This window comes from Ralstonia sp. VS2407, assembly GCF_052950655.1.
Genome location: NZ_JBRFVG010000020.1, coordinates 23182 through 49760, shown reverse-complemented (window position 1 = coordinate 49760; position 26579 = coordinate 23182). Strand labels below are relative to the sequence as shown.

At 64.9% G+C, this 26579-nt stretch carries 24 protein-coding genes; 20 read left to right on the top strand and 4 right to left on the bottom strand.

Annotated features, from left to right (window positions below; all coding sequences use genetic code 11):
• Positions 1–21 precede the first annotated feature (21 nt).
• Positions 22–639, bottom strand: a complete 618-nt coding sequence (gene trhA, locus ACU8YE_RS22735; RefSeq protein ID WP_232041095.1) for a PAQR family membrane homeostasis protein TrhA — start codon at positions 637–639, stop codon at positions 22–24.
• A gap of 43 nt (positions 640–682) precedes the next feature.
• Between trhA and arfB the strand changes: the two genes are divergently transcribed.
• On the top strand, positions 683–1117 hold the full coding sequence (arfB, locus tag ACU8YE_RS22730) for an alternative ribosome rescue aminoacyl-tRNA hydrolase ArfB (RefSeq protein ID WP_232041094.1): 435 nt from the start codon (positions 683–685) through the stop codon (positions 1115–1117).
• 22 nt (positions 1118–1139) lie between these two features.
• On the opposite strand, the gene ACU8YE_RS22725 is transcribed toward arfB, so the two are convergent.
• Complete coding sequence (locus tag ACU8YE_RS22725; protein ID WP_232041093.1) at positions 1140–2456, bottom strand: MFS transporter; 1317 nt, start codon at positions 2454–2456, stop codon at positions 1140–1142.
• Between the two features lie 186 nt (positions 2457–2642).
• The gene (locus ACU8YE_RS22720) at positions 2643–3824 is read right to left on the bottom strand and encodes a porin (protein ID WP_232041092.1); all 1182 of its coding nucleotides are present in this window, start codon (positions 3822–3824) and stop codon (positions 2643–2645) included.
• 379 nt (positions 3825–4203) lie between these two features.
• Here ACU8YE_RS22720 and coq7 point away from each other — a divergent pair, with 379 nt between their 5' ends.
• The 18 genes from coq7 to lpxC all read left to right on the top strand — a co-directional run bounded on the left by coq7 (position 4204) and on the right by lpxC (position 24961).
• Positions 4204–4854, top strand: a complete 651-nt coding sequence (gene coq7, locus ACU8YE_RS22715) for a 2-polyprenyl-3-methyl-6-methoxy-1,4-benzoquinone monooxygenase (RefSeq protein ID WP_316871842.1) — start codon at positions 4204–4206, stop codon at positions 4852–4854.
• A gap of 393 nt (positions 4855–5247) precedes the next feature.
• Complete coding sequence (gene mraZ, locus ACU8YE_RS22710) at positions 5248–5676, top strand: division/cell wall cluster transcriptional repressor MraZ (RefSeq protein ID WP_024979191.1); 429 nt, start codon at positions 5248–5250, stop codon at positions 5674–5676.
• A 9-nt stretch (positions 5677–5685) separates the two neighbouring features.
• On the top strand, positions 5686–6645 hold the full coding sequence (gene rsmH / locus ACU8YE_RS22705) for a 16S rRNA (cytosine(1402)-N(4))-methyltransferase RsmH (RefSeq protein ID WP_112183567.1): 960 nt from the start codon (positions 5686–5688) through the stop codon (positions 6643–6645).
• 17 nt (positions 6646–6662) lie between these two features.
• Entirely contained in the window at positions 6663–7007 is a 345-nt protein-coding gene (gene ftsL, locus ACU8YE_RS22700; RefSeq protein WP_253542964.1) for a cell division protein FtsL, read from the top strand.
• A complete protein-coding gene (locus ACU8YE_RS22695) occupies positions 7004–8791 on the top strand; it encodes a peptidoglycan D,D-transpeptidase FtsI family protein (RefSeq protein WP_446929654.1) in 1788 nt (595 codons plus the stop codon). Before ftsL ends, ACU8YE_RS22695 begins: the two co-directional genes overlap by 4 nt.
• Positions 8788–10332, top strand: a complete 1545-nt coding sequence (locus tag ACU8YE_RS22690) for a UDP-N-acetylmuramoyl-L-alanyl-D-glutamate--2,6-diaminopimelate ligase (RefSeq protein ID WP_446929653.1) — start codon at positions 8788–8790, stop codon at positions 10330–10332. Before ACU8YE_RS22695 ends, ACU8YE_RS22690 begins: the two co-directional genes overlap by 4 nt.
• Positions 10329–11765, top strand: a complete 1437-nt coding sequence (locus ACU8YE_RS22685; protein ID WP_446929652.1) for a UDP-N-acetylmuramoyl-tripeptide--D-alanyl-D-alanine ligase — start codon at positions 10329–10331, stop codon at positions 11763–11765. Before ACU8YE_RS22690 ends, ACU8YE_RS22685 begins: the two co-directional genes overlap by 4 nt.
• 15 nt (positions 11766–11780) lie before the next feature.
• Positions 11781–12950 (top strand): phospho-N-acetylmuramoyl-pentapeptide-transferase, encoded by a 1170-nt coding sequence (mraY, locus tag ACU8YE_RS22680; RefSeq protein WP_232041085.1) that lies wholly within the window; start codon positions 11781–11783, stop codon positions 12948–12950.
• 146 nt (positions 12951–13096) lie between these two features.
• Positions 13097–14596: a UDP-N-acetylmuramoyl-L-alanine--D-glutamate ligase gene (murD, locus tag ACU8YE_RS22675; protein WP_446929656.1), complete on the top strand. Its 1500-nt coding sequence runs from the start codon at positions 13097–13099 to the stop codon at positions 14594–14596.
• A complete protein-coding gene (gene ftsW / locus ACU8YE_RS22670; protein ID WP_232041084.1) occupies positions 14593–15834 on the top strand; it encodes a putative lipid II flippase FtsW in 1242 nt (413 codons plus the stop codon). The genes murD and ftsW overlap by 4 nt, the downstream gene beginning before the upstream one ends.
• Positions 15831–16931: an undecaprenyldiphospho-muramoylpentapeptide beta-N-acetylglucosaminyltransferase gene (gene murG, locus ACU8YE_RS22665; protein WP_446929651.1), complete on the top strand. Its 1101-nt coding sequence runs from the start codon at positions 15831–15833 to the stop codon at positions 16929–16931. Before ftsW ends, murG begins: the two co-directional genes overlap by 4 nt.
• A gap of 14 nt (positions 16932–16945) precedes the next feature.
• Complete coding sequence (murC, locus tag ACU8YE_RS22660) at positions 16946–18397, top strand: UDP-N-acetylmuramate--L-alanine ligase (protein WP_232041082.1); 1452 nt, start codon at positions 16946–16948, stop codon at positions 18395–18397.
• A complete protein-coding gene (locus ACU8YE_RS22655) occupies positions 18394–19389 on the top strand; it encodes a D-alanine--D-alanine ligase (RefSeq protein ID WP_232041081.1) in 996 nt (331 codons plus the stop codon). The genes murC and ACU8YE_RS22655 overlap by 4 nt, the downstream gene beginning before the upstream one ends.
• Before the next feature lie 37 nt (positions 19390–19426).
• Positions 19427–20338 carry a cell division protein FtsQ/DivIB gene (locus ACU8YE_RS22650; RefSeq protein WP_232041080.1) on the top strand — a complete coding sequence of 304 codons (912 nt, stop codon included), beginning with the start codon at positions 19427–19429 and terminating at the stop codon, positions 20336–20338.
• On the top strand, positions 20335–21567 hold the full coding sequence (gene ftsA / locus ACU8YE_RS22645) for a cell division protein FtsA (RefSeq protein ID WP_024979178.1): 1233 nt from the start codon (positions 20335–20337) through the stop codon (positions 21565–21567). The genes ACU8YE_RS22650 and ftsA overlap by 4 nt, the downstream gene beginning before the upstream one ends.
• A 140-nt stretch (positions 21568–21707) precedes the next feature.
• A complete protein-coding gene (ftsZ, locus tag ACU8YE_RS22640; RefSeq protein ID WP_012436466.1) occupies positions 21708–22907 on the top strand; it encodes a cell division protein FtsZ in 1200 nt (399 codons plus the stop codon).
• Between the two features lie 390 nt (positions 22908–23297).
• The gene (locus ACU8YE_RS22635) at positions 23298–23798 is read left to right on the top strand and encodes a peroxiredoxin (protein WP_252690551.1); all 501 of its coding nucleotides are present in this window, start codon (positions 23298–23300) and stop codon (positions 23796–23798) included.
• Positions 23799–24043: 245 nt separating this feature from the next.
• Positions 24044–24961 (top strand): UDP-3-O-acyl-N-acetylglucosamine deacetylase, encoded by a 918-nt coding sequence (gene lpxC, locus ACU8YE_RS22630; RefSeq protein ID WP_024979175.1) that lies wholly within the window; start codon positions 24044–24046, stop codon positions 24959–24961.
• Positions 24962–25010: 49 nt separating this feature from the next.
• Here lpxC and ACU8YE_RS22625 read toward each other — a convergent pair whose 3' ends face one another.
• The gene (locus ACU8YE_RS22625; RefSeq protein ID WP_260802256.1) at positions 25011–25532 is read right to left on the bottom strand and encodes a DciA family protein; all 522 of its coding nucleotides are present in this window, start codon (positions 25530–25532) and stop codon (positions 25011–25013) included.
• 69 nt (positions 25533–25601) lie between these two features.
• Between ACU8YE_RS22625 and ACU8YE_RS22620 the strand changes: the two genes are divergently transcribed.
• A complete protein-coding gene (locus tag ACU8YE_RS22620; RefSeq protein ID WP_260802228.1) occupies positions 25602–26564 on the top strand; it encodes a M23 family metallopeptidase in 963 nt (320 codons plus the stop codon).
• Positions 26565–26579: the final 15 nt, after the last annotated feature.

Sequence of the window (26579 nt, the reverse complement as noted above, 5' to 3'; positions counted from 1 at the left end):
GTACAAGCAAGGCGTGGCCGGTCAGCCCACGTACAGGAGGATGCTGACGAACTGACAAGCGCTGCCAGCCAGCACAAACAGATGCCAGATGCCGTGGAAGTGCCGCACCTTCTCGTCAAAGAGGAAGAAGCCGATGCCCGTCGTATAAAGCGCGCCCCCCGCCACCAGCCACCACAGGCCTGGTGCTGGCAGCGCGGCCGCCAGCGGCCCCATGGCAATCAGCACCAGCCAGCCCATCACCACGTAAATCAGCAGTGAGAACAGGCGCGTGCGGTGGCCGATCCAGAGTTCCTGAGCAATGCCGATGGCTGCCAGTGCCCAGTTGATGCCAAACAGCGCCCAGCCCCATGGGCCGCGCAGCGTCACCAGCGCAAACGGTGTGTAGCTGCCGGCGATCAACAGGTAGATGGCGCAATAGTCCAGCCGCTGGAAGATGCTTTTGGCCGGGCCTCGCAGGCTGTGATAAAGCGTAGAGATTGTGTAGAGCAGGACCAGCGTCGTGCCGTAGACCACGGAACTGACCACCTTCCAAGCGTCGTGGTGCAGGGCGGACGACGTTACCAGAACGGCCATGCCCCCCGCGGCAAGGATGGCCCCGGCCAGGTGGCTGAAGCCGTTGAATCGTTCTCCACGATACATACACTGATCTCCAGAAAAACCCGGTTCTTCCTACAATGCCCCAATGCCTGGCATTGACCTCACCATCACCCCCCAATTGTCCATTCCGGAGTCCGAGCTGGTCGAGCGCTTTGTGCGCGCAAGCGGACCGGGTGGGCAGAACATCAACAAGGTATCGACGGCGGTGGAGTTGCGTTTTGACATCGCCCAATCGCCGTCGTTGCCGGAGGCGTTGCGGGCTCGCCTGTTGGGAAAGCGCGACCGCCGCTTGACTGCTGAGGGCGTGATTGTGATTGATGCACAACGCTTTCGCACGCAGGACCGCAACCGCCAGGATGCCCGTGAACGTCTGGCCGCATTCATTGCGACGGGGCTTTCGGTGCCAAAGTCGCGCATCGCCACCAAGCCCACGCGCGCTTCCAAGACGCGCCGTCTGGAAGGCAAGCGCGCGCGTGGCGACGTCAAGCGGGGTCGCTCGGGTCGCCACTCGTGGGATTAATCGCGCCGATAGGCACGGCCCCTTACATCAGCCGGGTATCGCGCGTCTCGCGCATGCAGAGCACGCCGATCAGGCTGACCACCGCGGCCGCCGACACATACATGCCTACCCAGCTCAGGCCGCCTTGCTCGGCCAGCTTCTGCGCGATATACGGCGCAATCGACGCGCCCAGAATGCCGCCCAGGTTGTACGACACGCCCGCGCCGGTGTAGCGCACGTTGGTTGGGAACAACTCTGGCAGCAGTGCGCCCATCGGCGCGAAGGTCACGCCCATCAGGAACAGCTCGATGATGAGGAACAGCGCTACCAGCGGCGTTTGGCCACTACCCAGCAGCGGCGCCATCGTAAAGCCCGACAGGATGGCCGCGATGATGCCGACGATCAGCACCGGCTTGCGCCCGAAGCGGTCCGACGCCCACGCTGACAGCGGCGTCGCCAGCCCCATGAAGACCACCGCCAGGCACAGCAATCCCAGGAAGCTCGGGCGCGAGAAATGCAGCGTGCTCACGCCGTACGACAGTGAAAACACCGTCGAGATATAGAACAGCGTGTAGCAGACCACCATGGCCAGCGCGCCCAGCAGCGTCGGCCACCAGTGGTGCGCCAGCAGTGTGGCGACCGGCACCTTCACGCGCTCCTGCCGGTCGATGGCGGCTTGGAAGGCCGGGGTCTCGGCGATCTTCAATCGCACATACAGGCCCAGCGCCACGAGTACTGCGCTTACCAGGAAGGGTACGCGCCAGCCCCAGCTGCGGAACTGCTCGTCCGATAGTGCGATCGCCAGTCCGAAGAAGAGGCCGTTCGATGCCAGGAATCCGACCGACGGGCCGAGCTGAGGAAACATGCCGAACCACGCGCGCTTGCCCGCCGGCGCGTTCTCGGTAGCCAGCAGGGCCGCGCCGCCCCATTCACCGCCCAGGCCAATGCCCTGGCCAAAGCGCAGCACGCACAGCAGGATCGGTGCAAGGGTGCCGATGCTGTCGTACCCCGGCACCAGCCCGATCAGCGTGGTGGAAATACCCATGACCAGCAGTGAGGCCACCAGCGTGGACTTGCGCCCGATGCGATCGCCAAAGTGGCCGAACAGGAACGAGCCGATCGGCCGCGCAATGAACGCGATGCCGAATGTGACGAACGCCGAGAGCGCTTGTGCCGCAGCAGAGCCATGCGGAAAGAACACCGGGCCGATGACCAGTGCCGCGGCTGTCGCGTAGACATAGAAATCGTAGAACTCGATGGCCGTGCCGATGAAACTCGCAAAGACGATGCGCGAGCGGCTGGCGTCGGCGGCCGCGCCGGGGGCGGCGGGCGCCATGGTTGGAGAAGTCGAAGAGGACATGCGGGTCTCCGGTTAGGTTGGCGTTGTTGTCGTTATGAATTGCCGCTCGTTGTCGTCCCGATGTTCTGCTGGCCGGCGGCGGGCTTGATCGCAGGAGCATAGCGTGCGGCCATGCAAAAAGGCACCCGAAGGTGCCTTTCTGCGCCCGCCAAGGAGAGGGGCGGCGGGCAAAAACCAAAGCGTGCGTCAGAACTTGTGGCGCACACCCACTGCCACACCGACCTGGTTTTCCGAGTTCGGCGTAATGAAGTACGTCTGCGATGCTGCGGGCAGATAACCCACCGACGTCTGTGCACCCGTTGCCGGGTTCGTCACGTAGCCGATCGAATCCCAGTTCAGCGAACCATTGCGCGAATACGCTGCCGTCAGGTACACGTCGGTGCGCTTCGAGAAGTTGTAATCGGCAATGAAGTTCCACTGCTGCGGATTGCGCGGGTTGATCGTGGCGCCGCCGATGGTCGCTTCCTTGATGTTGTCGTAGTAGTACGACAGCGTCAGGCCCAGTGCCGGGGTGGCCTGGTAGTTCACGCCCAGCCAGTAAAGGTCGTCGCGGTGCGGCGTCAGTGCTGCCGTGGCGCCGCTGGAGGGCGCTTCCGTGTTGCCATAGCGGAAGCCTGCCATCACCTTGACGGGGCCCGTGGTGTAGCTCGCTGCAATGGCAGCGCGCTTGTCCCGGGCATATTCGTTGCCGCCCGACAGGCCCAGGGCTTCTGCGGCCGTCAGCACCTTCACTTCGTCATACGCGATGCCCACGCCAAACGGGCCAGCGAAGTAGTTCGCCCCGGCGCCGTAGGCCGAGTTGGCCGTGGTGCTGCCCGTGCGCTCGCCGAACGCCCAGTGGGCTTCGACCGTCAGCGGCCCGAATGCAGCGCCGTACTTGATCATGTTGTCTTCGCGGAAGTTCGCACCCAGCAGGCCGACCACCGGCTCCCACTGCGTGGCGTAACCGCTCGGCGAGAAGTTCGCCATCATGTCGAAGATCGTCGTGTACTGACGACCCAGCGTGATCTTGCCCCAGTTGCCCTGCAGGCCCACAAACGCCTGCCGGCCGAACAGACGGCCACCTTGCTGCAGCGTGCCGGTATCCATGCCGAAGCCCGATTCCAGCACGAACAGGCCCTTGAGGCCGCCGCCGATGTCTTCAACGCCGCGCAAGCCCCAGCGGTTGGAAGACAGGCCGCCCGCCTGCATCGCAAGGCGCGATCCGCTGCTGCCCGGAATGGCAACCCCCGCCGCAGTCACGGCCTGCTCATGGTTGACGTATTCGACGTTCGCGTCGACCACGCCGTACAGCGTCACACTCGACTGAGCCTGCGCAACACCCGCAAACGTGCCCAGCACTGCCAATGCCAGCAGCGATTTCTTCATCGGTCGGTCTCCAGATCTTTAATTTTGAGTTCAGTGGCAGGCAGACCCTCCGTTCTCGTCTTCCCGCCCCATGACTTTCAAACGAAGTCGCTGACTAATGTAGCAACGCGGTACTGGGCTCGGTCGAAATTTGCGAACGAATGTTCGTAAACGCGCGTTTGCTGTCTGATCCCGGCAACAGGCTGTTTCCAAATTTGAAATAGATCGGCGATAGGCAGGCTCGATTCCTTGCGGTTTTAGATGCGATCCGCGCGCCAACAGGGTTATCCCGTACAGTAGTGTTTGGTCGGCCGGGTTCTGACCGGACGCAATGTCCCGCGCGGTGTCGGCCTTACAATGACGATCGCGCCGCACGCCATTGCCGGCGGCGCCCGCAATCATGTTCGACCGCTTCATCCCCGAATTCGACCGCGCCTTGCGCGCTGTGGCAGGCGTCACCCGCGCCAGCCGACCGAACCCTGCTGACGCCGTTATCGTGGCCACCTCCGCGGATAAGGCCGACAGCGCGACCAAGCTTTCCGAGGCCGACCGCCGCCATGCAGCCGGCCTGATGCGCGTGAATCATGTCGGCGAGGTTTGCGCCCAGGCTCTGTATCAGGGGCAAGCGCTATTTGCCCGGGACCCCGCCATCCGCGCTCAGCTCGACGAAGCCGCACGCGAAGAAGAAGACCACCTCGCCTGGTGCGCCCAGCGCCTTCAGGAATTGAACGACCGCCCGAGCCTGCTCAATCCGCTGTGGTATGCCGGCGCTTTCGCCATCGGCGCGGTGGCTGGACGCCTCGGCGACAAGATCAGCCTTGGCTTCGTCGCCGAGACCGAGCGCCAGGTCGAGCATCACCTCGACGGCCATCTCGATACATTGCCCGAGCAGGACACCCGGTCGCGCGCCATCGTCGCCCAGATGCGCGACGACGAAATCCGCCACGGCGACAACGCGCGCCAGGCCGGTGGCATTGATCTGCCTGCGCCGATCCGCCAAGCCATGCGTGCCGCGTCACGCGTCATGACCACCGCCGCCTACCGCATCTGATGGGCGTGTCGGGTGTCGCGCGGGTCGATCGGCCCGCCGACACGGCGCACGCTCCTCCATTCGCCCGACCTCTGCCGCCTGCGGTCTGCGCCTCGAACCGGGGCGCTGGCCGCTTGTCGTTCTCTCACGTGGTTTCTACATAAACCACGCTATCTCCTTCATTTGATTGGGAAAAGTGAGGTGGAGCCTCCGGCGGGGTGCGCTAAGTCATTGTTCTGATTGCAAATTTTCCGTCTCCCAGGCCTCCGCAAGCCTTGACCGTCTAAAGTCGTTCCTCTAAAGTGGGAAACAGTGTCAGAAAGTGTAGTTTTGTGGTTCAAAGAGGCCGTTTTCGGGGCCAGTTGACGGCAAGGTAAGTGGCGATCAAGTCGCCGCACGGAGAGAGAAACCAACGTGTTCCAGGGTGCGTCGGCGCTGACGCTGGATGCCAAAGGGCGGATGTCCATTCCGTCGCGGCACCGCGAAGCGCTCCAGCTGCAGGCCGAGGGCCGGGTGACTGTGACCAAGCACCCGGACGGTTGCCTCATGCTGTTTCCGCGCCCCGAGTGGGAACGCTTTCGCGAGCGCATCGCTGCGCTGCCGATGGAAGCCCACTGGTGGAAACGGATCTTCCTGGGCAGCGCCGCCGATGTCGAACTCGATACCGCCGGCCGCGTCCTCATCACCCCAGAACTGCGCACGGCTGCCTCCCTTGAACGTGACGTGATGCTGCTCGGCATGGGCAGCCACTTCGAAGTCTGGGACGCCGCCACGTACACCGCGAAGGAGCAAGCCGCCATGGCGCAAGGCATGCCCGACGCCCTCAAGAATTTCTCCTTTTGATGACGCGCGATGACAACCCAAGCCAGTACGGGACTGCGCCATCAGACGGTGCTCTTAGACGAAGCGGTCGATGCGCTCATCTGGCGCGACGACGGCATCTATATCGATGGAACCTTCGGGAGAGGCGGGCACAGCCGGCTCATCCTGGAACGGCTGGGGCCCGGCGGCAGACTTGTCGCCTTCGACAAGGACCCAGCAGCAATCACCGAAGCGGGCACCGTAGAGGATGCCCGCTTCGCTATTGAGCATGACAGCTTCGCGCAGATGGCCTCGGCCCTGGATGCGCGCGGCATTGAACGGGTGGCCGGCGTGCTGCTCGATCTCGGCATCAGCTCGCCGCAGATCGACGAAGGCGCACGTGGCTTCTCGTTCCGGATGGATGGCCCGCTCGACATGCGGATGGACACCACGCGCGGCATCACCGCAGCCCAATGGCTGGCCGAGGCTGATGAGCGCGACATTGCGAGGGTGATACGGGACTATGGGGAAGAACGGTTTGCTGTACAGATTGCAAAGGCGATTGTTGCTCGCCGGGGCCAATCCGGGGATCGAGGTCCTCTCGATCGCACATCCGAGCTTGCCGCGCTCGTGGCGCAAGCCGTCAAAACACGCGAGAAGGGTCAAGACCCTGCGACCCGCACCTTTCAAGCTTTACGGATTCACGTCAATCAAGAGCTTGCGGACCTCGAAACCGGTCTGAAGGCCGCCTTTGAACGCCTGGAGCAGGGGGGACGTCTCGTCGTGATCAGCTTCCATTCGCTGGAAGACCGCATCGTCAAGCGCTTCATGCAGGCCCTGGCGCGCCCGGAGCAATCCGCCGCGCCGGAACTGCGTCGGGCGCCGCTGCGTGCGCATGAGCTGCCGGCGCCGCAGTTGCGCCTGCTTGGCCGCGTGAAGCCGTCGGAGGCCGAGGTGTCGGCTAACCCGCGTGCGCGCTCGGCCATCATGCGCGTGGCCGAACGCTGCTGACCGACGGGGCCGCCTCCATGAATCGCCTGAACATGTTCCTGCTGACTGCGCTGGTGCTGTGCGCGCTGTCGCTGGTCAACGCACAACACCAGGCACGGCAACTGTTTGTCGAGCTGGATCGCGCGCAGGCGGAAGAGAAGCAACTCAACACCGACTGGTCGCGTCTGCAATATGAGCAGAGCGCGCTGGGCAAGAGCGCTCGCATTGCCGATATCGCGAGCAAGCAATTGAAGATGTCGCCCGCGCAGGCGGGGCGCACGCAGTATCTGCAGGGGTTTGCCGATTTGCCGGCAGCAGGGGGAGCCTCCGGGGCTTCCTCGGCGGCGGCCAGCGCACCCACGGCTTCCGGAGTACAGCCATGAGTGGCGCACGCAAGTCCAACGGCACCACGGCGCGGGCGCGTCCGGGCCAGTTTTCCGCCAGCCCGGTGCTGGGCCTGCGCCTGCCGATGTGGCGCTCGAAGCTGGTTGTGTTCCTGATGTTCGCGGCGTTCCTGGCGCTGATCGGCCGCGCGCTGTGGATTCAAGGCCCTGGCAACCGCTTTTATGAGGCCGAGGGCAAGAAGCGCTTCCAGCGCACGCTGGAGTTGCCGGCCACGCGCGGCAAGATTCTCGATCGCAATGGCCTGGTGCTGGCCACGAGCCTGCCGGTGAAGGCTATCTGGGCCGTGCCCGAAGACGTGCCCAACAACGTGCCTGGCGAAGACATGAAGAAGCTCGCCAAGCTGCTCGGCATGAGCGACAAGGAGCTTTCAGGCAAGCTGGGCGAAGACAAGGGCTTCGTGTATCTCAAGCGCCAGGTGCTGCCCGAGGTAGCCGATCAGATCGCCGCGCTGAAGATCGAAGGCATCTATCAGACGCGTGAGTACAAGCGTTTCTACCCGGAAGGCGAGGCGATGGCGCACATCGTCGGGTTCACCAACGTCGAGGACAAAGGCCAGGAAGGCATGGAGCTGGCGCGTGAATCCGACCTCGCGGGTGCCGCCGGCCAGCGTCAGGTGATCAAGGATCGGTTGGGCCGCGTTGTGGAAGACGTTGGCGTGCTCAAGGCCCCGCGTGATGGGCATGATCAAACGCTGTCGATCGACGCCAAGATCCAGTACCTGACCTTCAACGAATTGAAGGCCGCCATCGAGCGTACCCGCGCAAAGGCCGCCAGTGCGATCGTGCTGGATGCCCAGACCGGCGAGGTGCTGGCGCTCGCCAACTACCCGACCTACAACCCGAACGACCGCAGCCGCCTCTCGGGCGAGCAACTGCGCAACCGCGTGCTGACCGACACCTTCGAGCCAGGCTCGATGATGAAGCCGATCACGATCAGCCTGGCCCTGCAGCTCAAGCGCGTGACGCCGACCACGCTGGTGCAGACCAACGGCAAATACAGCTTTGAAGGCGCGACCATTTCCGATACCGGCAACTACGGCACGTTGACGGTCGCCCAGGTGATCCAGCACTCCAGCAACATCGGTACGACCAAGATCGCGATGATGCTCAAGCCCCAGGAAATGTGGGACATGTTCACCAGCGTTGGCTTGGGGCAGGCGCCGAAGATCGGCTTCCCGGGCGCGGTGGCTGGGCGGCTGCGCCCGGCAAACAAATGGCGTCGCATCGAGCAGGCGACCATGTCATATGGCTACGGCCTGTCGGTGTCGTTGTTCCAGATTGCGCATGCGTACACCATCTTCGCGCACGATGGCGAGCTGATTCCGATCACGATGTACCGCACCGACGGCCAGCCGCCGCAGGGCGAGCGCGTGATCTCGCCGGACGTGGCACGGCAGGTCCGTCAGATGCTCGAGACGGTGACGGCGCCAGGCGGCACCGCACCGCAGGCCCAGGTGATGGGCTACCGCGTCGGCGGCAAGACCGGCACGGCGTGGAAGCACACCGGGCGCGGCTATGACCGCTCCAAGTATCGCGCCTCGTTCATTGGTCTGGCGCCCATGTCGAACCCGCGCATCATCGTGGCGGTGAGCGTGGACGAGCCGACCGTGGGCAACCGCTATGGCGGCGGCGCGGCCGGCCCCGTGTTCTCTCAAATCGTGGGCGGCACCCTGCGGGCATTGAACGTGCCGCCGGATTCGCCGGTGCGCCAGCTCGTGATGACGCCGGACGTGCCGGAAGAGCCGGTGGGGGGCTTGCAATGACAGCCAAGCCCACTTCTGATCGCCCGACCATCGCCGCGCGTCTTGCGCCCGTGGTGGATTGGCTGCGCGCCCAGGCGCCGGCAGGTGCCGACCTCACCAGTGACACGCGCAAGCTCAAGACCGGCGATGTGTTCGTCGCCTACGTGCTCGGCAATGTGCGCCAGCGTGGCGATGGCCGTCCGCATATTCCGCAAGCCATCGAGGCTGGCGCTTCCGCCGTGCTGGCCGAAGCCCATGGTTACGCAATGCCCGCCGACGCGCCCGTGCGCATCCTGCCGGTGGACGGCCTGGCTGAACTGGCCGGGCCGCTGGCCGCGCAGTGGTACGGCGTGCCCGGCCCGGACACATTGCGTGTGATTGGCGTGACGGGTACCAACGGCAAGACATCGTGCTCGCAATGGATCGCGCAGGCGCTGACCAAACACGGCCAGCGTTGCGCAGTGGTGGGTACGCTTGGCACCGGGTTTGTCGATGCGCTGGCCATTACCGGCTTCACCACGCCGGACGCCATCCAGCTCCAGCACAGCCTCGCCGATCTGCACCGTGCGGGTGCCCGCGCCATCGCCATGGAAGTCTCGTCGCACGGCCTTGAGCAAGGCCGCGTCGATGGCACTTGCTTTGATATCGCGGTGTTCACCAACCTGACGCAGGATCACCTCGACTACCACGGCACGATGGCCGAGTACGAACTCGCCAAGGCGCGCCTGTTCGGCTGGCCGGGCCTGCGCGCCGCGGTCATCAACCGCGACGACGCTGCCGGTGTGCGCTTGCTGCAGAACGCCCGCGCTGATGTCGAAACCATCGAATACGGCATCGACGGCGAAGCTGCGGCGCAGCACGGTGCCAAGCAATGGCTGCGCGCCAGCAACGTGCGCGCGCACCGCACCGGCACGACATTCGACGTAGATGGCAGCTTTGGCCACGCGACCGTCCATGCGCCTACGGTGGGTTTGTTCAACGTATCGAATTTGCTCGGTGTGCTGGGCGCACTGCTGGCGGCCGGCGTGCCGTGGCAGGACGCCACCGCACGCCTGGAAAAACTGCAACCCGTGAGCGGCCGTATGGAGCGTTTCGGCGGCGAAGACGGTCCGTTGGTGGTGGTGGATTACGCCCACACGCCGGACGCGCTGGAGCAGACGCTGCGCGCACTCGCGCCGATTACCGAGGCGCGCGGCGGGAAACTGTGGGCCGTGTTCGGCTGCGGCGGTGACCGCGACCCCGGCAAGCGTCCGCAGATGGGCGCTATCGCCGAGCGCCTGGCGCCGCACGTTGTGCTGACCTCCGACAACCCGCGCAGCGAAGATCCGCAGCACATCCTCGACGAGATCGCCGACGGCATGGACAACCCGCGTGCCGCCACCCAGATCGAAGACCGCGCGGCCGCCATCCTGCATGCCGTGCGGCACGCCGATGCGCATGACGTGATCGTCGTGGCCGGCAAGGGGCATGAATCGACGCAGGAAATTGCGGGTCGCAAGCGGCCGTTCTCCGATCAGGAGCATGTGCGTCTTGCGCTTGCCGCCCGCGGGGTGAACGCATGATCGCCCCGACCGTGATGATGCACGCCACCGACGCCGCTGCCTGGATGGCGGGCGCCCATCTGGCGGGCCCCGACGCGGCCATCCTGCGCGTGACAACCGACAGCCGCGCAGTGCAGCCCGGCGACCTGTTCGTCGCGCTGATCGGCGAGCGTTTCGATGCGCACGATTTCCTGCCCGAGGTGGTGGCGCGTGGCGCTTCCGCCGTGCTGGTGTCGCGCGCACCGGCCGCCACGCTGGACGTGACCAAAGTGGCTGTGCTGACCGTTGCCGATACGCGTGTCGGGCTCGGCCAACTCGCCGCCGGGTGGCGCCGTCAGTTCCCGATTCCGGTCGTCGCCGTGACCGGCAGCAACGGCAAGACGACGGTCAAGGAAATGATCTCGGCGATCTTCGCGCAGGCCGTGGGTGAAGACGCCCGCCTGGCGACTGCCGGCAACTTCAACAACGACATCGGCCTGCCGCTCACGCTGTTCCGCCTGAATGCGCAACACAAGCTGGCCGTGCTCGAACTGGGCATGAACCACCCGGGCGAGACGGCCGTACTGGCCGCCATTGCCCAGCCCACCGTCGCGATGATCAACAACGCCCAGCGCGAGCACCAGGAATTCATGGTGAGCGTGGAAGCGGTGGCTGAAGAACACGCCGCTGTGCTGGCCGCGTTGCCGGTCGATGGCGTGGCGGTGTTTCCGCGTGATGCGGCCAACGGTGGCGAATATGCGCCGGTGTGGCAAGCAGCGGCCGGTGCGCGCCGCGTGCTCGATTTCGGTATCGAGGCCGGGGCTGTGACCGGCACGGTGGTGGACACCGCCGACGGGCAACACATCGATGTGCAGGCCCCAGGCCAGCGCTTCGTCATCACCTTGCCGTTGCTGGGTTTGCACAACGCGCGCAATGCGCTGGCTGCGACGGCATGCGCGCTGGCTGCGGGCGTTGCCCCGGAGGTGATTGCGCAAGCGCTCGGCAACTTTGCTCCGGTCAAGGGGCGGTTGCAGCGCAAGCAGGGCAGACACGGCGGCCTTGTCATCGACGACACGTACAACGCGAACCCCGATTCGATGCGCGCGGCGATCGACGCGCTCGTCACGCTGCCGGCGCCGCGATGCTTGGTGTTGGGCGACATGGGCGAAGTTGGCTCGCAGGGTCCGGCATTCCACGAAGAAATCGGCGCCTATGCGCGCACGCACGGCATCGACGCGGTGCTGGCAACCGGCGAGCTTGCGCGGCACACGGTCGACGCATTCGGCGCGGGCGCGCAGCATTTTGCGTCGGCAGAGGATTTGATTGAACACGGCGTGCCCGCCATTGCGCCGGCCGCGACGGTATTGGTGAAGGGATCGCGCTTCATGCGGATGGAACGCATTGTGGAAGCGCTGGTCTTGAAAGACCCGGTAGCGGATTTGCCGACCGGTTCCAGCACACAACAGCAGCATTAAGGGAAGCAAGAACCCATGTTATTGGCATTGGCGCAATGGTTGCAGAACGATTACGGCTTCCTGCGCGTCTTCAACTATCTGACGTTCCGCGCCGTGATGGCATCGCTCACGGCGCTGGTGATCGGCCTCGGGTTCGGCCCGTTTGTGATCCGTCGCCTGACGGAACTGAAAGTCGGCCAGGCTGTGCGCAGCTATGGTCCGCAGACGCATCTGGTCAAGGCCGGCACGCCCACCATGGGTGGTGTGCTGGTGCTCATCGGCATTGCCGTGTCGACGCTGCTGTGGGCCGACTGGGGCAACCGCTTTATCTGGATCGTGCTCCTGGTCACGCTCGGTTATGGCGCGATCGGCTGGGTGGATGACTACCGCAAGGTCGTGCACCGTGATCCGAAAGGCATGTCTTCGCGCGAGAAGTTCTTCTGGCAGACCGTGATCGGCCTCTTTGCAGCGGCATACCTGGCGTTCTCGGTATCGGAGACAAGCAACATTCGCGTGCTCGAGTTGTTCATGGATTGGGTGCGCAGCGGCCTGTCACTCAACCTGCCGGCCAAGTCGCACCTGATCGTGCCGTTCTTCAAAGAGATCAGCTACCCGCTGGGCGTATTCGGTTTCATCATCCTGACGTACCTCGTGATCGTCGGTTCCAGCAATGCGGTGAACCTGACCGACGGCCTCGATGGCCTGGTCATCATGCCGGTCGTGCTGGTGGGCAGCGCGCTGGGCGTGTTTGCCTACGTGATGGGCAGTGCCGTCTACAGCAAGTACTTGTTGTTCCCGCACATTCCGGGCGCGGGCGAGCTGCTGATCTTCTGCTCGGCGATGGCCGGGGCGGGGCTTGCCTTCCTGTGGTTCAACGCGCATCCGGCGCAGGTGTTCATGGGTGACGTCGGCGCGCTGGCGCTGGGCGGGGCGCTGGGCACCATCGCAGTGATCGTGCGGCAGGAAATCGTGCTCTTCATCATGGGCGGCATCTTCGTAGCCGAGACCGTCTCCGTGATGCTGCAGGTCACGTGGTTCAAATTCACCAAGAAACGTTATGGCGAAGGCCGGCGCCTGTTCCGCATGGCGCCGCTGCATCACCATTTCGAGCTCTCCGGCTGGAAGGAAACGCAAGTGGTCGTGCGCTTCTGGGTCATCACCATGATGCTGGTGCTGATCGGCCTGTCGACCCTGAAGCTGCGGTGAGCACGGACATGACCGACGTGACCGAATCCATCAACCCGGACGACGACGTGGCCGCCACGCAGCCTGAAGCCGCCGTGGACGCAGTTATCGCGACGCTCGATTCCGCCGAGCCGATGCCCGCTGCTGAAACCGCGCAGGAGCCGCGCATGTTCGGCGACTTCGACGCGCCGGTGGTGCTGGTGCTCGGCCTCGGTGAATCCGGGCTGGCAATGGCGCGCTGGTGCGCCCGTCACGGCGCCCAAGTGCGCGTGGCTGATACGCGCGAGGCCCCGGCCAACCTACCGGCGCTGCGTGCGCATGTGCCAGACGCCGAATTCGTGGGCGGCCCGTTCGCCGTGTCTCTGCTGGACGGTGTGACGTTGGTGGCGATCAGCCCGGGCCTGTCACCGCTGGATGCCAACGTCGCTGCGCTACTGAGCGCCGCCAATACGCACAGCGTGCCGGTGTGGGGTGAGATCGAATTGTTTGCGCGCGCGCTGGCGGGTCTCAAGGCCGCGCAAGGCTATGCGCCCCGCGTGCTGGCCATCACCGGGACCAACGGCAAGACCACCACTACGGCGCTCACGGGTGCCTTGGTGGAGCGCGCCGGCAAGACCGTCGGCATGGCAGGCAACATCAGCCCATCGGCCCTGGACAAGCTGAGCGAATGCGTGGATGCCGACACGCTGCCCGACGTGTGGGTGCTTGAGCTGTCGAGTTTTCAGCTCGAAACCACGCATACGCTGGACGCAGACGCCGCCACCGTCCTGAACATCACGCAGGACCACCTCGACTGGCACGGCACGATGGACGCCTATGCCGCAGCCAAGGGCCGCATCTTCGGCGCCAACACCGTGCGGGTGCTGAATCGTCAGGACGCCGGCGTGATGGCATTCGCCAGCAAGACCGGTCGCGATGTCACGTTCGGCATCGACGAGCCGGGCACGCCTGATGCGCTCGGCCTGCTGCGCGATGGCGGCATGCCCTGGATCGTATTGGCCGAAGCCGACGAGGACGATCTGCCCAAGCCCACGCGCCGCAAGAAGGGTGACACCGCGCCCGCCGCGCCGGTGCCGGTGCGCCTCAAGCGCCTGATGCCAGCTGATGCACTGCGCATCCGCGGCTTGCACAACGCGACCAACGCGATGGCTGCGCTGGCACTGTGCCGCGCGATCGGCCTGCCCGTGAGCGCGCTGCTGCATGGCCTGCGCGACTACGCCGGCGAGCCACACCGCGTCGAGCTGATCGCCGCGTTTGACGACATCGAATTCTTCGACGACAGCAAGGGCACCAACGTCGGGGCGACGGTGGCTGCGCTTTCGGGCTTGTCCAAGCATGTTGTGCTGATCGCAGGTGGCGACGGCAAGGGTCAGGACTTCTCGCCGCTGGCCGAGCCGGTCGGGCAATACGCGCGTGCCGTCGTGCTCATCGGTCGCGATGCGCCGCTGATTCGCGAGGCGCTGGCGAATACCGGCGTCACGCTGGTCGATGCCCCGACGCTGGAAGCTGCGGTGCGAGAAGCCGCGGCGCTCGCTCAACCCGGCGATGCCGTGCTGTTGTCGCCAGCGTGTGCCAGCTTTGACATGTTCCGCAACTACGAACACCGCGCCCAGGTGTTCCACGAGGCCGTGGCCGCATTAGCGGCAGACCGAGGAGTCCTCCTATGAGCGACACCCAGATCAAGCGCAGCGGCTTCATCGGCGCGACCATCGGCAATGCGTGGGAGGGTCTGCGCGATGCGGTTTCGGGCGTCAAGCCCACGCGCTCGAAGATGATGGAGTACGACCAGCCGCTGATGTGGGTAGCGATCGTGCTGCTCGGCCTCGGGCTGGTGATGGTGTATTCGGCGTCGATCGCGTTGCCCGATTCGCCCAAGTACGCCAACTACAGCAACGGGCACTTCCTGATTCGCCACATTTTCTCGCTGGTGATCGGGCTCATCGGCGCGATCGTCGCATTCCAGATTCCGGTCAAGTTCTGGGACAAGTACGCGCCGAAGCTTTTCATCATCGCGCTGGTGCTGTTGGTGATCGTGCTCGTGCCGCACGTGGGCAAGGGCGTGAACGGCGCGCGGCGCTGGCTGCCGCTGGGCGTCATGAACTTCCAGCCGTCCGAACTGATGAAGCTGGCGGTGGTGCTGTACGCCGCCAACTACACCGTGCGCAAGCAGGACTGGATGCAGAGCGTGCGCAAGGGCTTCCTGCCGATGGGCGTGGCCGTGGCGTTTGTCGGCTCGCTGCTGCTGTTGGAGCCGGACATGGGCGCGTTCCTGGTGATCGCGGCCGTGGCCATGGGCATCCTGTTCCTGGGGGGCGTGAACGGCAAGCTGTTCGGCGGACTGGTGCTGACGGCAATTTCGACCTTCTCGCTGCTGATCGTGGCGTCGCCCTGGCGGCGTGAGCGGATCTTCGCGTACCTCAACCCGTGGCAAGAGGAATACGCGCAAGGCAAGGCGTACCAGCTCACGCACTCGCTCATCGCCTTCGGCCGTGGCGAGTGGACCGGCGTTGGTCTGGGCGGCAGCATCGAGAAGCTTCATTACCTGCCCGAGGCGCATACCGACTTCATCCTGGCCGTGATCGGCGAGGAGCTGGGCTTTGTCGGCGTGCTGATCGTGATCCTGCTGTTCTACTGGATGGTGCGCCGCTCGTTCGAGATCGGCCGCACTGCGCTGCAGCTAGACCGAACTTTCGCCGGCCTGGTCGCAAAGGGCCTGGGTATCTGGCTCGGCTGGCAGGCCTTCATCAACATGGGTGTGAACCTCGGTCTGCTGCCGACCAAAGGTCTGACGCTGCCGATGGTCAGCTACGGTGGCTCGGGCATCCTGATGAACTGCGTGGCGCTCGCGCTGTTGCTGCGTATCGACTATGAAAACCGCGTGCTGATGCGTGGGGGCAAGGTATGACGGCACGCGTTTCGGCCGATCTGGCGCCGCGCACGCTCCTCGTCATGGCCGGCGGTACGGGCGGTCACATCTTCCCCGCGCTGTCGGTGGCCAAGCTGCTGGCCGGGCGCGGCTGGAGGGTGGTGTGGCTTGGTAACGCCAATGGCATGGAGGGCCAACTCGTACCCAAGCACGGCTTTCCGCTGGAGTCGGTGCAGTTTGGTGGTTTGCGCGGCAAGGGCCTCGTCACCAAGTTTCTGCTGCCGCTCAATCTGCTGCGCGCGTTCTGGCAGAGCCTTGGCGTGGTCCGCCGTGTGCGTCCGAACGTGGTGCTGGGCATGGGCGGCTATATCACGTTCCCGGGCGGCATGATGAGCGTGCTGCTGGGGCGCCCGCTGGTGCTGCACGAACAGAATTCCATCGCAGGTCTGGCCAACCGCGTGCTCGCGCGCGTGGCCGATCGCGTGCTGTGCGCGTTTCCGAATGCGCTGTCTGGCGCCGAGTGGGTTGGCAACCCGATCCGCGCTGACCTGGCCATGCTGGCTTCGCCGCAAGCGCGCTATGCCGAGCGAACCGGCCCGCTGCGCGTGCTGGTCGTGGGCGGTAGCCTTGGCGCCGCGGCCCTCAACGAGGTGGTGCCCAAGGCGCTGGCGTTGCTGCCGGCCGATACGCGCCCGATCGTCATTCACCAGGCGGGTGCCAAGCAGATCGACACGCTGCGCGCCAACTATGCCGCCGCCGGCATTGACGATGCCCACGCGCAGCCCGTGCCCTTCATCGACGACATGGCGGCTGCGTATGCGCACGCCGATCTCGTGATCTGCCGCGCGGGGGCAATGACCGTTTCAGAAGTGGCCGCGGCGGGTGTCGCGGCGCTGTTCGTGCCGTTCCCGCATGCCGTGGACGATCACCAGACCACCAACGCGCGCTTCCTCTCCGAGCGCGGCGCAGCGCTGTTGGTGCCGCAGCAGGAACTGGGTCCGGCATCGCTGGCAGATACACTCGCGTCCCTGACGCGTGCGCAATTGGCCGATATGGCGGCTAAAGCACGTGAGCAGGCACGGCCCGAAGCGGCCGAGCGTGTCGCCGACGTGTGTGTAGCGGTGGCACGGGCATAGGGAATCGAATCGATATGAAGCACATCGTCAAGAACATCCATTTTGTAGGTATCGGCGGCGCAGGCATGAGCGGCATCGCCGAGGTGCTGCTGAATCTGGGCTACCGCGTGACAGGCTCGGATCTGGGCAGCAGCGCGACTACGCAGCGTCTGGCATCGCTGGGCGCAACGATCATGCAGGGCCACGCGCCGGAGCACGTGATCGGCGCCAATGCCGTGGTGGTCTCCACCGCCGTGCGCGGCGACAACCCCGAAGTGCTGGCCGCGCGCGCCAAGCGCATCCCCATCGTGCCGCGTGCGGTGATGCTGGCCGAGCTGATGCGCCTGAAGCAGGGCATCGCCATTGCGGGCACGCACGGCAAGACAACCACCACCAGCCTGGTCGCGTCTGTGCTGGCCGAAGGCGGCCTGGACCCGACCTTCGTGATCGGCGGCCGGCTGAACTCGGCCGGCGCCAACGCGCGGCTGGGCACGGGCGATTTCATCGTCGCCGAGGCCGACGAATCCGACGCGTCGTTCCTCAACCTGTTCCCCGTGATCGAGGTCATCACCAATATCGATGCCGATCACATGGACACCTACGGGCACGACTTCGCGCGTCTGAAGCAGGCGTTCATCGAGTTCACGCAGCGTCTGCCGTTCTACGGCATTGCCGTGCTGTGCGTGGATGACCCCAACGTGCGCGAAATCCTGCCGTTCGTCTCCAAGCCTGTCGTGCGCTACGGGTTTGCCGAAGACGCGCAGGTGCGCGCCGTCAATGCGCGCGCCGTCGATGGCCGCATGGAATTCACCGTGATCCGCCAGCTCAACGGTCATGCCGAGCCGCCGCTGTCGATCACGCTCAACCTGCCGGGCATGCACAACGTGCAGAACGCGCTGGCCGCCATCGCCATCGCTACCGAACTGGAAGTGCCGGACGAGGCCATCGTCAAGGCGCTGGCCGAGTTCAACGGCGTGGGCCGTCGCTTCCAGCGCTACGGTGAAGTGCCGACCGCGGACGGCAAGGGCCGCTTCACGCTCATCGACGACTACGGCCATCACCCGGTCGAGATGGCCGCCACGTTGGCTGCGGCGCGCGGTGCGTTCCCCGGTCGCCGGCTTGTGCTGTCGTTCCAGCCGCACCGCTTTACCCGCACGCGCGATTGCTTCGAAGATTTTGTGAAGGTGCTCGGCACCGTAGATGCGCTGCTGCTGGCCGAGGTATACGCCGCCGGTGAACCGCCCATCGTTGCCGCCGACGGGCGCGCGCTGACGCGTGCGCTGCGCGTGGCCAACAAGATCGAGCCGGTATTCGTGGAACAGATTGAAGACATGCCGCAAGCGATTCTGGATGCGGCGCAGGACGGCGACGTGGTCATCACCATGGGCGCTGGGTCGATCGGGCAGGTGCCCGGTCAAGTGGTTGCGTTGCAGGCGCAGGTGCGCACCGCCAACGTCGTGGATCTGAACGGAGGCGCCGCAGCATGACGACTGGTCCGTTTGTTCCAAATCCGACGATCGACCCGAAGTCTCTCGGCAAGGTGGGCGTGCTCATGGGCGGCCGTTCCGCCGAGCGCGAAATCTCGCTGATGTCCGGCAACGGCGTGCTCGCTGCGCTGCGCGCGCGCGGCGTCGATGCGCATCCGTTCGATCCGGGCCTGCAGGCCGTCGCCGATCTGGCCAAGCAAGGGTTTGACCGCGTGGTGATCTCGCTGCACGGCCGCTTTGGTGAAGACGGCACGATCCAGGGCCTGCTCGAGCAATTCGGCATTCCGTACACCGGCAGCGGCGTACTCGCGTCTGCGCTGGCGATGGACAAGGAAGCCACCAAGCGCCAATGGCAGACCCACGGCCTGCCCACGCCCGATTTTGTGATGCTGCATGCCGGCGCCGACTGGCAGGCCGTGGCCGACCGCCTTGGCCTGCCGCTGATCGTCAAGCCGGCGCGCGAAGGTTCGTCGATCGGCCTGACCAAGGTCACAAGCGCCGCCGAGCTGCCCGCCGCCTACGAAAAGGCCGCGCGCCTGGACCGCGATGTGATGGCTGAGCAGTTCATCGAAGGCGACGAGCTGACCTGCCCGATCATCGGCGAAGGCGAGAGCGCGACCGCGCTGCCGCTCATCCGCATCGTCGCGCCGCAGGCCAACTACGACTACCAGAACAAGTACTTCACCGACGACACGCGCTACGAATGCCCGGCACCAATTCCCGCCGACGTGGCCGCGCGCGTGCAGGCGCTGGTGGTGCAGGCCTATCGCGGGCTGGGCTGCCGTGGCTGGGGCCGCGCCGACATCATGCTGCGCAAGGCGGACAACGCGCCGTTCCTGCTGGAGATGAACACGTCGCCGGGCATGACCGGCCATTCGCTGGTGCCGATGGGGGCACGCGCTGCCGGCATCAGCTATGAAGATTTCGTGTTGCAACTGGCGGCGAGCGCATCGCTGGAGCTGCACGCGAGCACCGACTGGAAACCCGAGTAATCAACGCAACGTCAGCGAAACCGGACAACACAACGTTATGTGGCACAACACCCGTCTCCTCAACGCCGTCGCGAGTGCGCTGTATGCGCTGCTCGCGCTTGGCGCGTTGGGCGTTGGGGCGGTCTGGCTGATGCAGCGACCGATGTTCCAGCTGCAGCAGGTGCGGGTAATGCCGATGGCTGGCAGCGAGTTGCGCCACGTGAATGTACCGAGTCTGCGCGCTAATGCGCTGCCCAAGCTGCGCGGCAATTTCTTCTCGCTGAATCTGGATGAGGCACGTGCCGCGTTCGAATCGGTGCCGTGGGTGCGGCGTGCGAGCGTGCGCCGCGTGTGGCCCAACGGGCTGCTGGTGGAAGTGCAGGAACACGAAGCGCTCGGCACCTGGGGCGGCAATGAGTCCGGCAAGCTGGTCAACACGTATGGCGAAGTCTTCGTGGCCAACCTGGCCGAAGCTGAAGACGACACCGACCTGGTTGCGCTGGCTGGCCCCGAAGGAACCGAGCAGGACGTGGTCGACAAGCTGGAGACCATGACCGAGTGGTTCAAGCCGATGAATGTCGAGCCGCTGAGCGTGACGCTCACCGACCGCTACGCCTGGCGCGCGCGGTTGTCCAACGGCACGGTCATCGAGCTGGGCCGAGAACTGAATGACGATGACCGCACCGCGTTGGCCGCGCGTGCCCGCCGCTTTGTGCGTGCGTGGCCCGAGGTAACCAAGCGCTGGGGCGGTCAGATCGAATACGCCGATCTGCGGTATCCCAACGGATTCGCAGTTCGGGCGGCGGGTGTGCGCTTCCTGACCGATGCGCAGGCTGCGGTGCTGGCCAAGGGGGGCAAGCTACCTGGCACCGCGAATGGCACCAGCAGTGCTGCAAAGCCGAAAGCCACGCTGGGGGGTAAGCCGGCGGCCAACAACAAAGCAACGCGAAGCACAGAGAAAACGCGATGAGCAAGGAATACAAGGATCTTCTGGTCGGGCTGGACATCGGCACCTCCAAGGTGGTGGCGGTGGTGGCCGAGCTTCGCCCCGACGGCGCCTACGAGGTCATCGGCATGGGCCAGACCGAATCGAAGGGGCTGAAAAAGGGCGTGGTCGTCAACATCGAGGCGACCGTCCAGTCGATCCAGAAAGCGCTCGAAGAAGCGGAGCTGATGGCCGACTGCAAGATCAGCGAGGTCTTCACCGGCATCGCGGGCAGCCACATCCGCAGCTTCAACTCGAGCGGCATGGTGGCGATAAAGGACAAGGAGGTCACCTCCACCGACGTGGCGCGCGTGATCGAGACCGCCAAGGCCGTCAACATCCCGACCGATCAGCAGATCCTGCACATCCTCACGCAGGAATTCATCATCGACGGGCAGGAAGACGTGCGCGAGCCGATCGGCATGAGCGGCATTCGGCTTGAGGTGAAGGTGCACATCGTGACGGGCGCGGTGAGCGCCGCCCAGAACATCGTCAAGTGCGTGCGCCGTTGTGGCCTGGAAGTGCACGACCTGATCCTGCAGCCGCTGGCGTCGAGCCTGGCGGTGCTGACCGAAGACGAGAAGGAACTCGGCGTGGTGCTGGTCGACATCGGCAGCGGCACCACCGATATCGCCATCTTCAGCGAAGGCGCGATCCGCCACACGGCCGTGATCCCCATCGCCGGCGACCAGATCACCAACGACATCGCCATGGCCCTGCGCACGCCAACGCCGGATGCTGAAGACATCAAGATCCAGTACGGCATCGCCAAGCAGGTGCTGGCCGATCCGGACGAGATGATCGATGTGCCGGGCGTCGGTGATCGCGGCCCTCGCACGCTTTCGCGCCAGGCGCTGGCTGCCGTGATCGAGCCGCGCGTGGAAGAGCTGTTCTCGCTCGTGCACCAAGTGGTGCGCGAATCCGGCTATGAGGAACTGCTCTCCAGCGGCGTGGTCCTCACTGGCGGTACCGCAATGATGCCGGGCATGGTCGAGCTGGGTGAAGACATGTTCTTGAAGCCCGTGCGTGTGGGCGTGCCCGAGTACCGCGGCAATCTGCACGAAGTGGTGAAGAGCCCGCGTTACGCCACGGTGATGGGCCTGCTGCAGGAAGGCCGCGTGCAGCGCGTGCGCGGGCGCAAGGTCGTCGTGCAGTCCGGGTCGGCCAAGCAGATCTGGACGCGCATGAAGGAATGGTTCATCGGCAACTTCTGAGCACGCGTGTGCCAGGCGTTGACGATGTGCTCCCTGGGGGGAGCAAGTTGAGTTTCTTGTTTTGATGTTTTTTGTTCAGGAACCAGGAGTTGCGGCGGGGAGGCTGCATCGTCTGGGACTGATCACTTCTGGAGGCAATGATGGACTTCGACATGATTGAAACGGAAATGCAGGACGGCACCATCATCAAGGTGGTCGGCGTCGGCGGTGCGGGCGGTAATGCCGTGCAGCACATGATCAACCGCGGCGTGCAAGGCGTGGAATTCATCTGCATGAACACCGATGCGCAGGCGCTCAAGCGCTCGACCGCATCGCGCGTGCTGCAACTCGGCAGCACCGGCCTGGGCGCTGGGGCCAAGCCGGAAGTGGGCAAGCACTGCGCAGAGGAAGCCCGTGAGCAGATCGCCGACGCACTGCGCGGCGCGCACATGGTCTTCATCACTGCCGGCATGGGCGGCGGTACGGGCACGGGCGCAGCACCGGTGGTTGCACAGGTGGCCAAGGAAATGGGCATCCTGACCGTGGGCGTGGTGTCCAAGCCGTTCGACTTCGAAGGCGCACGCCGCTCGAAGGTTGGCGAACATGGCGCGAACGACCTCGAAGGCAACGTCGATTCGCTGATCGTCGTGTTGAACGAAAAGCTCTTCGAAGTCATGGGCGATGATGCCGAGATGGACAAGTGCTTCCAGTGCGCCGACGACGTGCTGCACAACGCGGTGGCCGGCATTGCGGAAATCATCAACGTTGATGGTCTGGTGAACGTCGACTTTGAAGACGTGAAGACCGTGATGGGCGAGCAAGGCAAGGCGATGATGGGCACGGCCACCGTGTCCGGCGTCGACCGTGCGCGTCTGGCCGCTGAGCAAGCCGTGGCCAGCCCGCTGCTGGAAGGCGTGGACCTGTCGGGTGCGCGTGGCGTGCTGGTGAACATCACGGCCAGCCGCTCGCTCAAGCTGTCCGAGACCAAGGAAGTGATGAACACCATCCGCAGCTATGCCGCAGAAGATGCCACCGTCATTTTCGGTACGGTCTACGACGACGCCATGGGCGACGCGCTGCGCGTGACCGTGGTTGCCACGGGCCTGGGCCGCGCCGCTCGCAACAAGCAACAACAGCAGCAGACGATGACGCTGCTGAAGACCGGTACCGACAACCAGCCAGTGGCTTTCGGCGGTGGCGCCGGTCACTCGGTGGCAGCTGCGCCGGACTACAGCAATTTCGACACCCCGGCCGTGTGGCGCAGCTCGCGTGAGTCGGCATCGGCTCACGTGGCAGCACTGCAAGAGAAGGGCGTCGACACGTACGACATTCCGGCATTCCTGCGCAAGCAGGCGGACTGATCGGGCCTGCGTTGGTTCGATAGCGCTCGCGCACGTCCGACTGCCTGCGGCACCACACGCCGCGCGCGATTCACGGCTCCCCTCCCGTGATCGCCGTTGTGTGATGGCCCGCCGCTCGCCAGTCGACAGCGCTCGACGAACCGGACACAGTCGTTGCCGCCGGGCAGGTTGGCCTCTGGCCGCCTCCCCGGAAGGGTTCACCCCGCCCGGCGGGTGTATCCGTTCGTTGTGCCGCGCGCGGTGCGTTCCGACCCAAGCGGCCTGATGGTGTTGTCTCCCAAGACCGCCCGCGTGATCCGTTCACGCGGGCGGTCTTGTTTTTTCGAACCGGCTGCGCGCTCGCGTGGCAAGTTCTATGATCGCGATATCCGCGCACGCTCCCTGACGATCATGATCCAGCCTGGTCAACCGCTGCCCGACGCAACGCTCTACGAGTTCTTTGAAGTGGAAAAGGACGGCTGCGCGCTCGGCCCCAACGCTTTCTCCGTCCAGCACCTGGCCGAGGGCAAGACGATCGTCATCTTCGGGCTGCCTGGCGCGTTCACGCCGACCTGCTCGGCGCGGCATGTGCCCGGCTACCTTGCCCACTTCGACGCGTTGCGCGCCAAGGGCGTCGACGAGATCTGGTGTGTGTCCGTCAACGATGCCTTCGTGATGGGGGCCTGGGCCCGCGCGCAGGGCACGGACGACAAAATCCGCATGCTGGGTGACGGTAGTGCTGAGTTCACCAGCAAGCTCGGCCTGGAGCAGGACCTCTCCAAGCGCGGCATGGGCGTGCGTTCACAGCGCTACGCGATGGTCGTGAAGGACGGTGTGGTAACAGCGCTACAGGTGGAAGCGCCCGGACAGTTCGCCGTCAGCAGCGCCGAATCGATCCTGGCGATACTCTGACGCCACCCGCGCGGCTCCCCCGGATGGCGGAGTACCGCCCGCTATGCCGCCTCGCCGCGCAACTGACTGGTCCGTGGCGCTGAATGTGCGTGGGCTAAGGTTGAGCAAAGTATGAGGACGCCTAACATCCCGATACAAAAGTCGTTTTGAAGGCAGGGATGTGAAAATGGTATGCTTAGGGTTATCACCTATGCAGACTGCATAGATAAAAACAATCGTAGAAATTTCGTGAGTTGAGGGCGGCCATGTTGAAACAACGCACCATCAAGTCCCTCGTCAAGACCGTCGGTATCGGGTTGCACTCGGGCCGTAAGGTGACGTTGACGTTGCGCCCGGCAGCCGCAGGCACCGGCATCGTCTTCACGCGCGTTGACCTCGACCCGGCCGTCGAGATTCCCGCCACCGCCAGCGCCATCGGCGATACCCGCCTGGCGTCCGTGCTGCAGAAGGACGGTGCACGTGTGTCGACCGTCGAACATTTGATGTCCGCTTGCGCCGGCCTCGGCATCGACAACCTCTATGTCGACGTCGACGCCGAAGAAATCCCCATCATGGACGGCAGTGCAGCCTCGTTCGTGTTTCTGCTGCAATCGGCGGGCATTGAAGAGCAGGGCGCGGCCAAGCAGTTCATCCGTGTGATCAAGCCGGTGGAAATCCGCGAGGGCGACAAGCTTGCCCGCCTCGACCCATACTTCGGCTTCAAGCTGTCGTTCACCATCGAGTTCCGCCACCCGGCGGTCGACAAGACCGGCCAGACGTTCGAAATCGACTTTGCCGACACCAGCTACACGCGCGAAATTGCCCGCGCCCGCACGTTCGGTTTCGCGCACGAAGTTGAAATGCTGCGCGAGGTCGGCTTGGCACGCGGCGGCAGCCTCGACAACGCCATCGTGCTCGACGAGCACCGCATGCTGAACAACGACGAACTGCGTTACGGCGATGAGTTCGTCCGTCACAAGATTCTCGACGCGATTGGCGATCTGTATGTGGTCGGCCATCCGCTGATTGCCGCGTACACGGCGCACAAGTCGGGCCACGGCCTGAACAACGCACTGCTGCGCGCGCTGCTGGCGGACGAAACGGCCTATGAGATCGTGACATTCGACAAGGCGGAAGAGGCGCCGCGCGCGTTCCTGCCGCAGTTGCAACCGGCGTTCTCGTGATCGGCTGATGCGGTTGTCTGCATGAAAAAAGCGCCCCGCGGGGCGCTTTTCATTTGGGCTTGCCGGCAGGTGCAACGTGCCGCGCAACCATTTCGGCCAAGGCCTGCCGAAGTGGCGAATCGGGCAGTTCGTTGGCGAGTGCCGCCAGGCTGTTGACCCCAACTGCCGTCATCTTGGCGCGTTTAGGCGGCTTTTCGGTCTCTTGTGGCCACAAACTGTCGCTGCCGCCCTGCGGTTGTACCCGTACACGAATTGCGGTAATCTGCGATCCCCGGCGCTGCAGACGCTCCAGCAAGGTGGGTACCACCTGCCGTAAGCGCGCCGCAGCCGCACTATGTGCGGCGAGCAACACCAGAGTCGCTTCCCGGCTATCCCGCGCATCGTTCTTGATGCCGCCGATGGCCACACCGCCGCCCAAGCCGGGCGGCAACAGCGACAACACCTCCGCTTCCAACGACGCCAATTGCCTGGCCGCCTGCATCAGCGGGCCGACCGAACCGGCACCCGAAAGCCAGTCCTGGACGGGTTTTGCCACAGGCGTCTTGAGAGCGGGATGAACAAAGATTCGCATGCCGGCATTGTAGGGCGCTTCATCGCGCTTTCGTGCCGGTGGGCAGCTTTTTTGTCCGGAAAACGAGCGATGCAGATCATCCTGATTCACCCACGCAAGGCCGGCGCGACGCACCTGTCGCGACGCGGCGTCTTCGTGGCTATTGGTGCGGCACTGCTGACCGTGGCGGCTCTGTCCGTCGGTGGGACGTGGCTGGCGGCCAAGCAAGGCCTGCTGCCTGGCGCAACCGCTTCCGCGGTTGCCGGCGCTGACCAGCGTGTCACCCGCGAAAACCTCAACCTGATGGCTGCGCGCATTGGCGAAATGCAGGCGCAGATCGCGCGCCTGGACGCCCTGGGCGCCCGTGTGTCAGGGCTGGCAGGTGTGCCGCCGCGCGAGTTCGATTTCAAATCGCAGCCGAGCCGCGGCGGGCCGGAGGGTGCATTCTCTCGGCCGATGTCGATGCCGGAAATTCAGTCCGAGCTGAACCGCCTGACGCGCTCGGCCGACCAGCGCACCGATTACCTCAGCGTGCTGGAGAGCACCCTGATGGACCGGCAGATCCACGCCAAGATGATGCCCACCGTGCGCCCGGTGGCCACGGGCTACGATTCCTCCGGGTTTGGCACGCGGATCGATCCGTTCACGGGCCGGCGCACGCAGCATGATGGTGTCGATTTTGTCGGGCCCGTCGGCACGCCCATCGTGGCGGCTGCTGGCGGCGTGGTGGTGGCCAGCGAATTCCACCACGAATACGGCAACATGATCGACATCGACCACGGTAACGGCCTGAAAACGCGCTATGCGCATGCGTCCAAGGTCTTCGTGAAGGTCGGTGACATCGTGAAGGCGGGCGAGCGCATCGCGCTGATCGGCCGCACAGGCCGCGCCACTGGCCCGCATCTGCACTTCGAGGTGCATGTCAATGACGTCCCGCAGAATCCGGTGGCTTTCCTGGAGAACGCGGGGCAACCCAAGATGGCGGCCAATGCGCCCGCGCCGAAAGTTGCGGCGGCCGATATCGGAAAGAGCATGGCGGCGGCCGGCCATTGATCTGGCCCGGGTTGC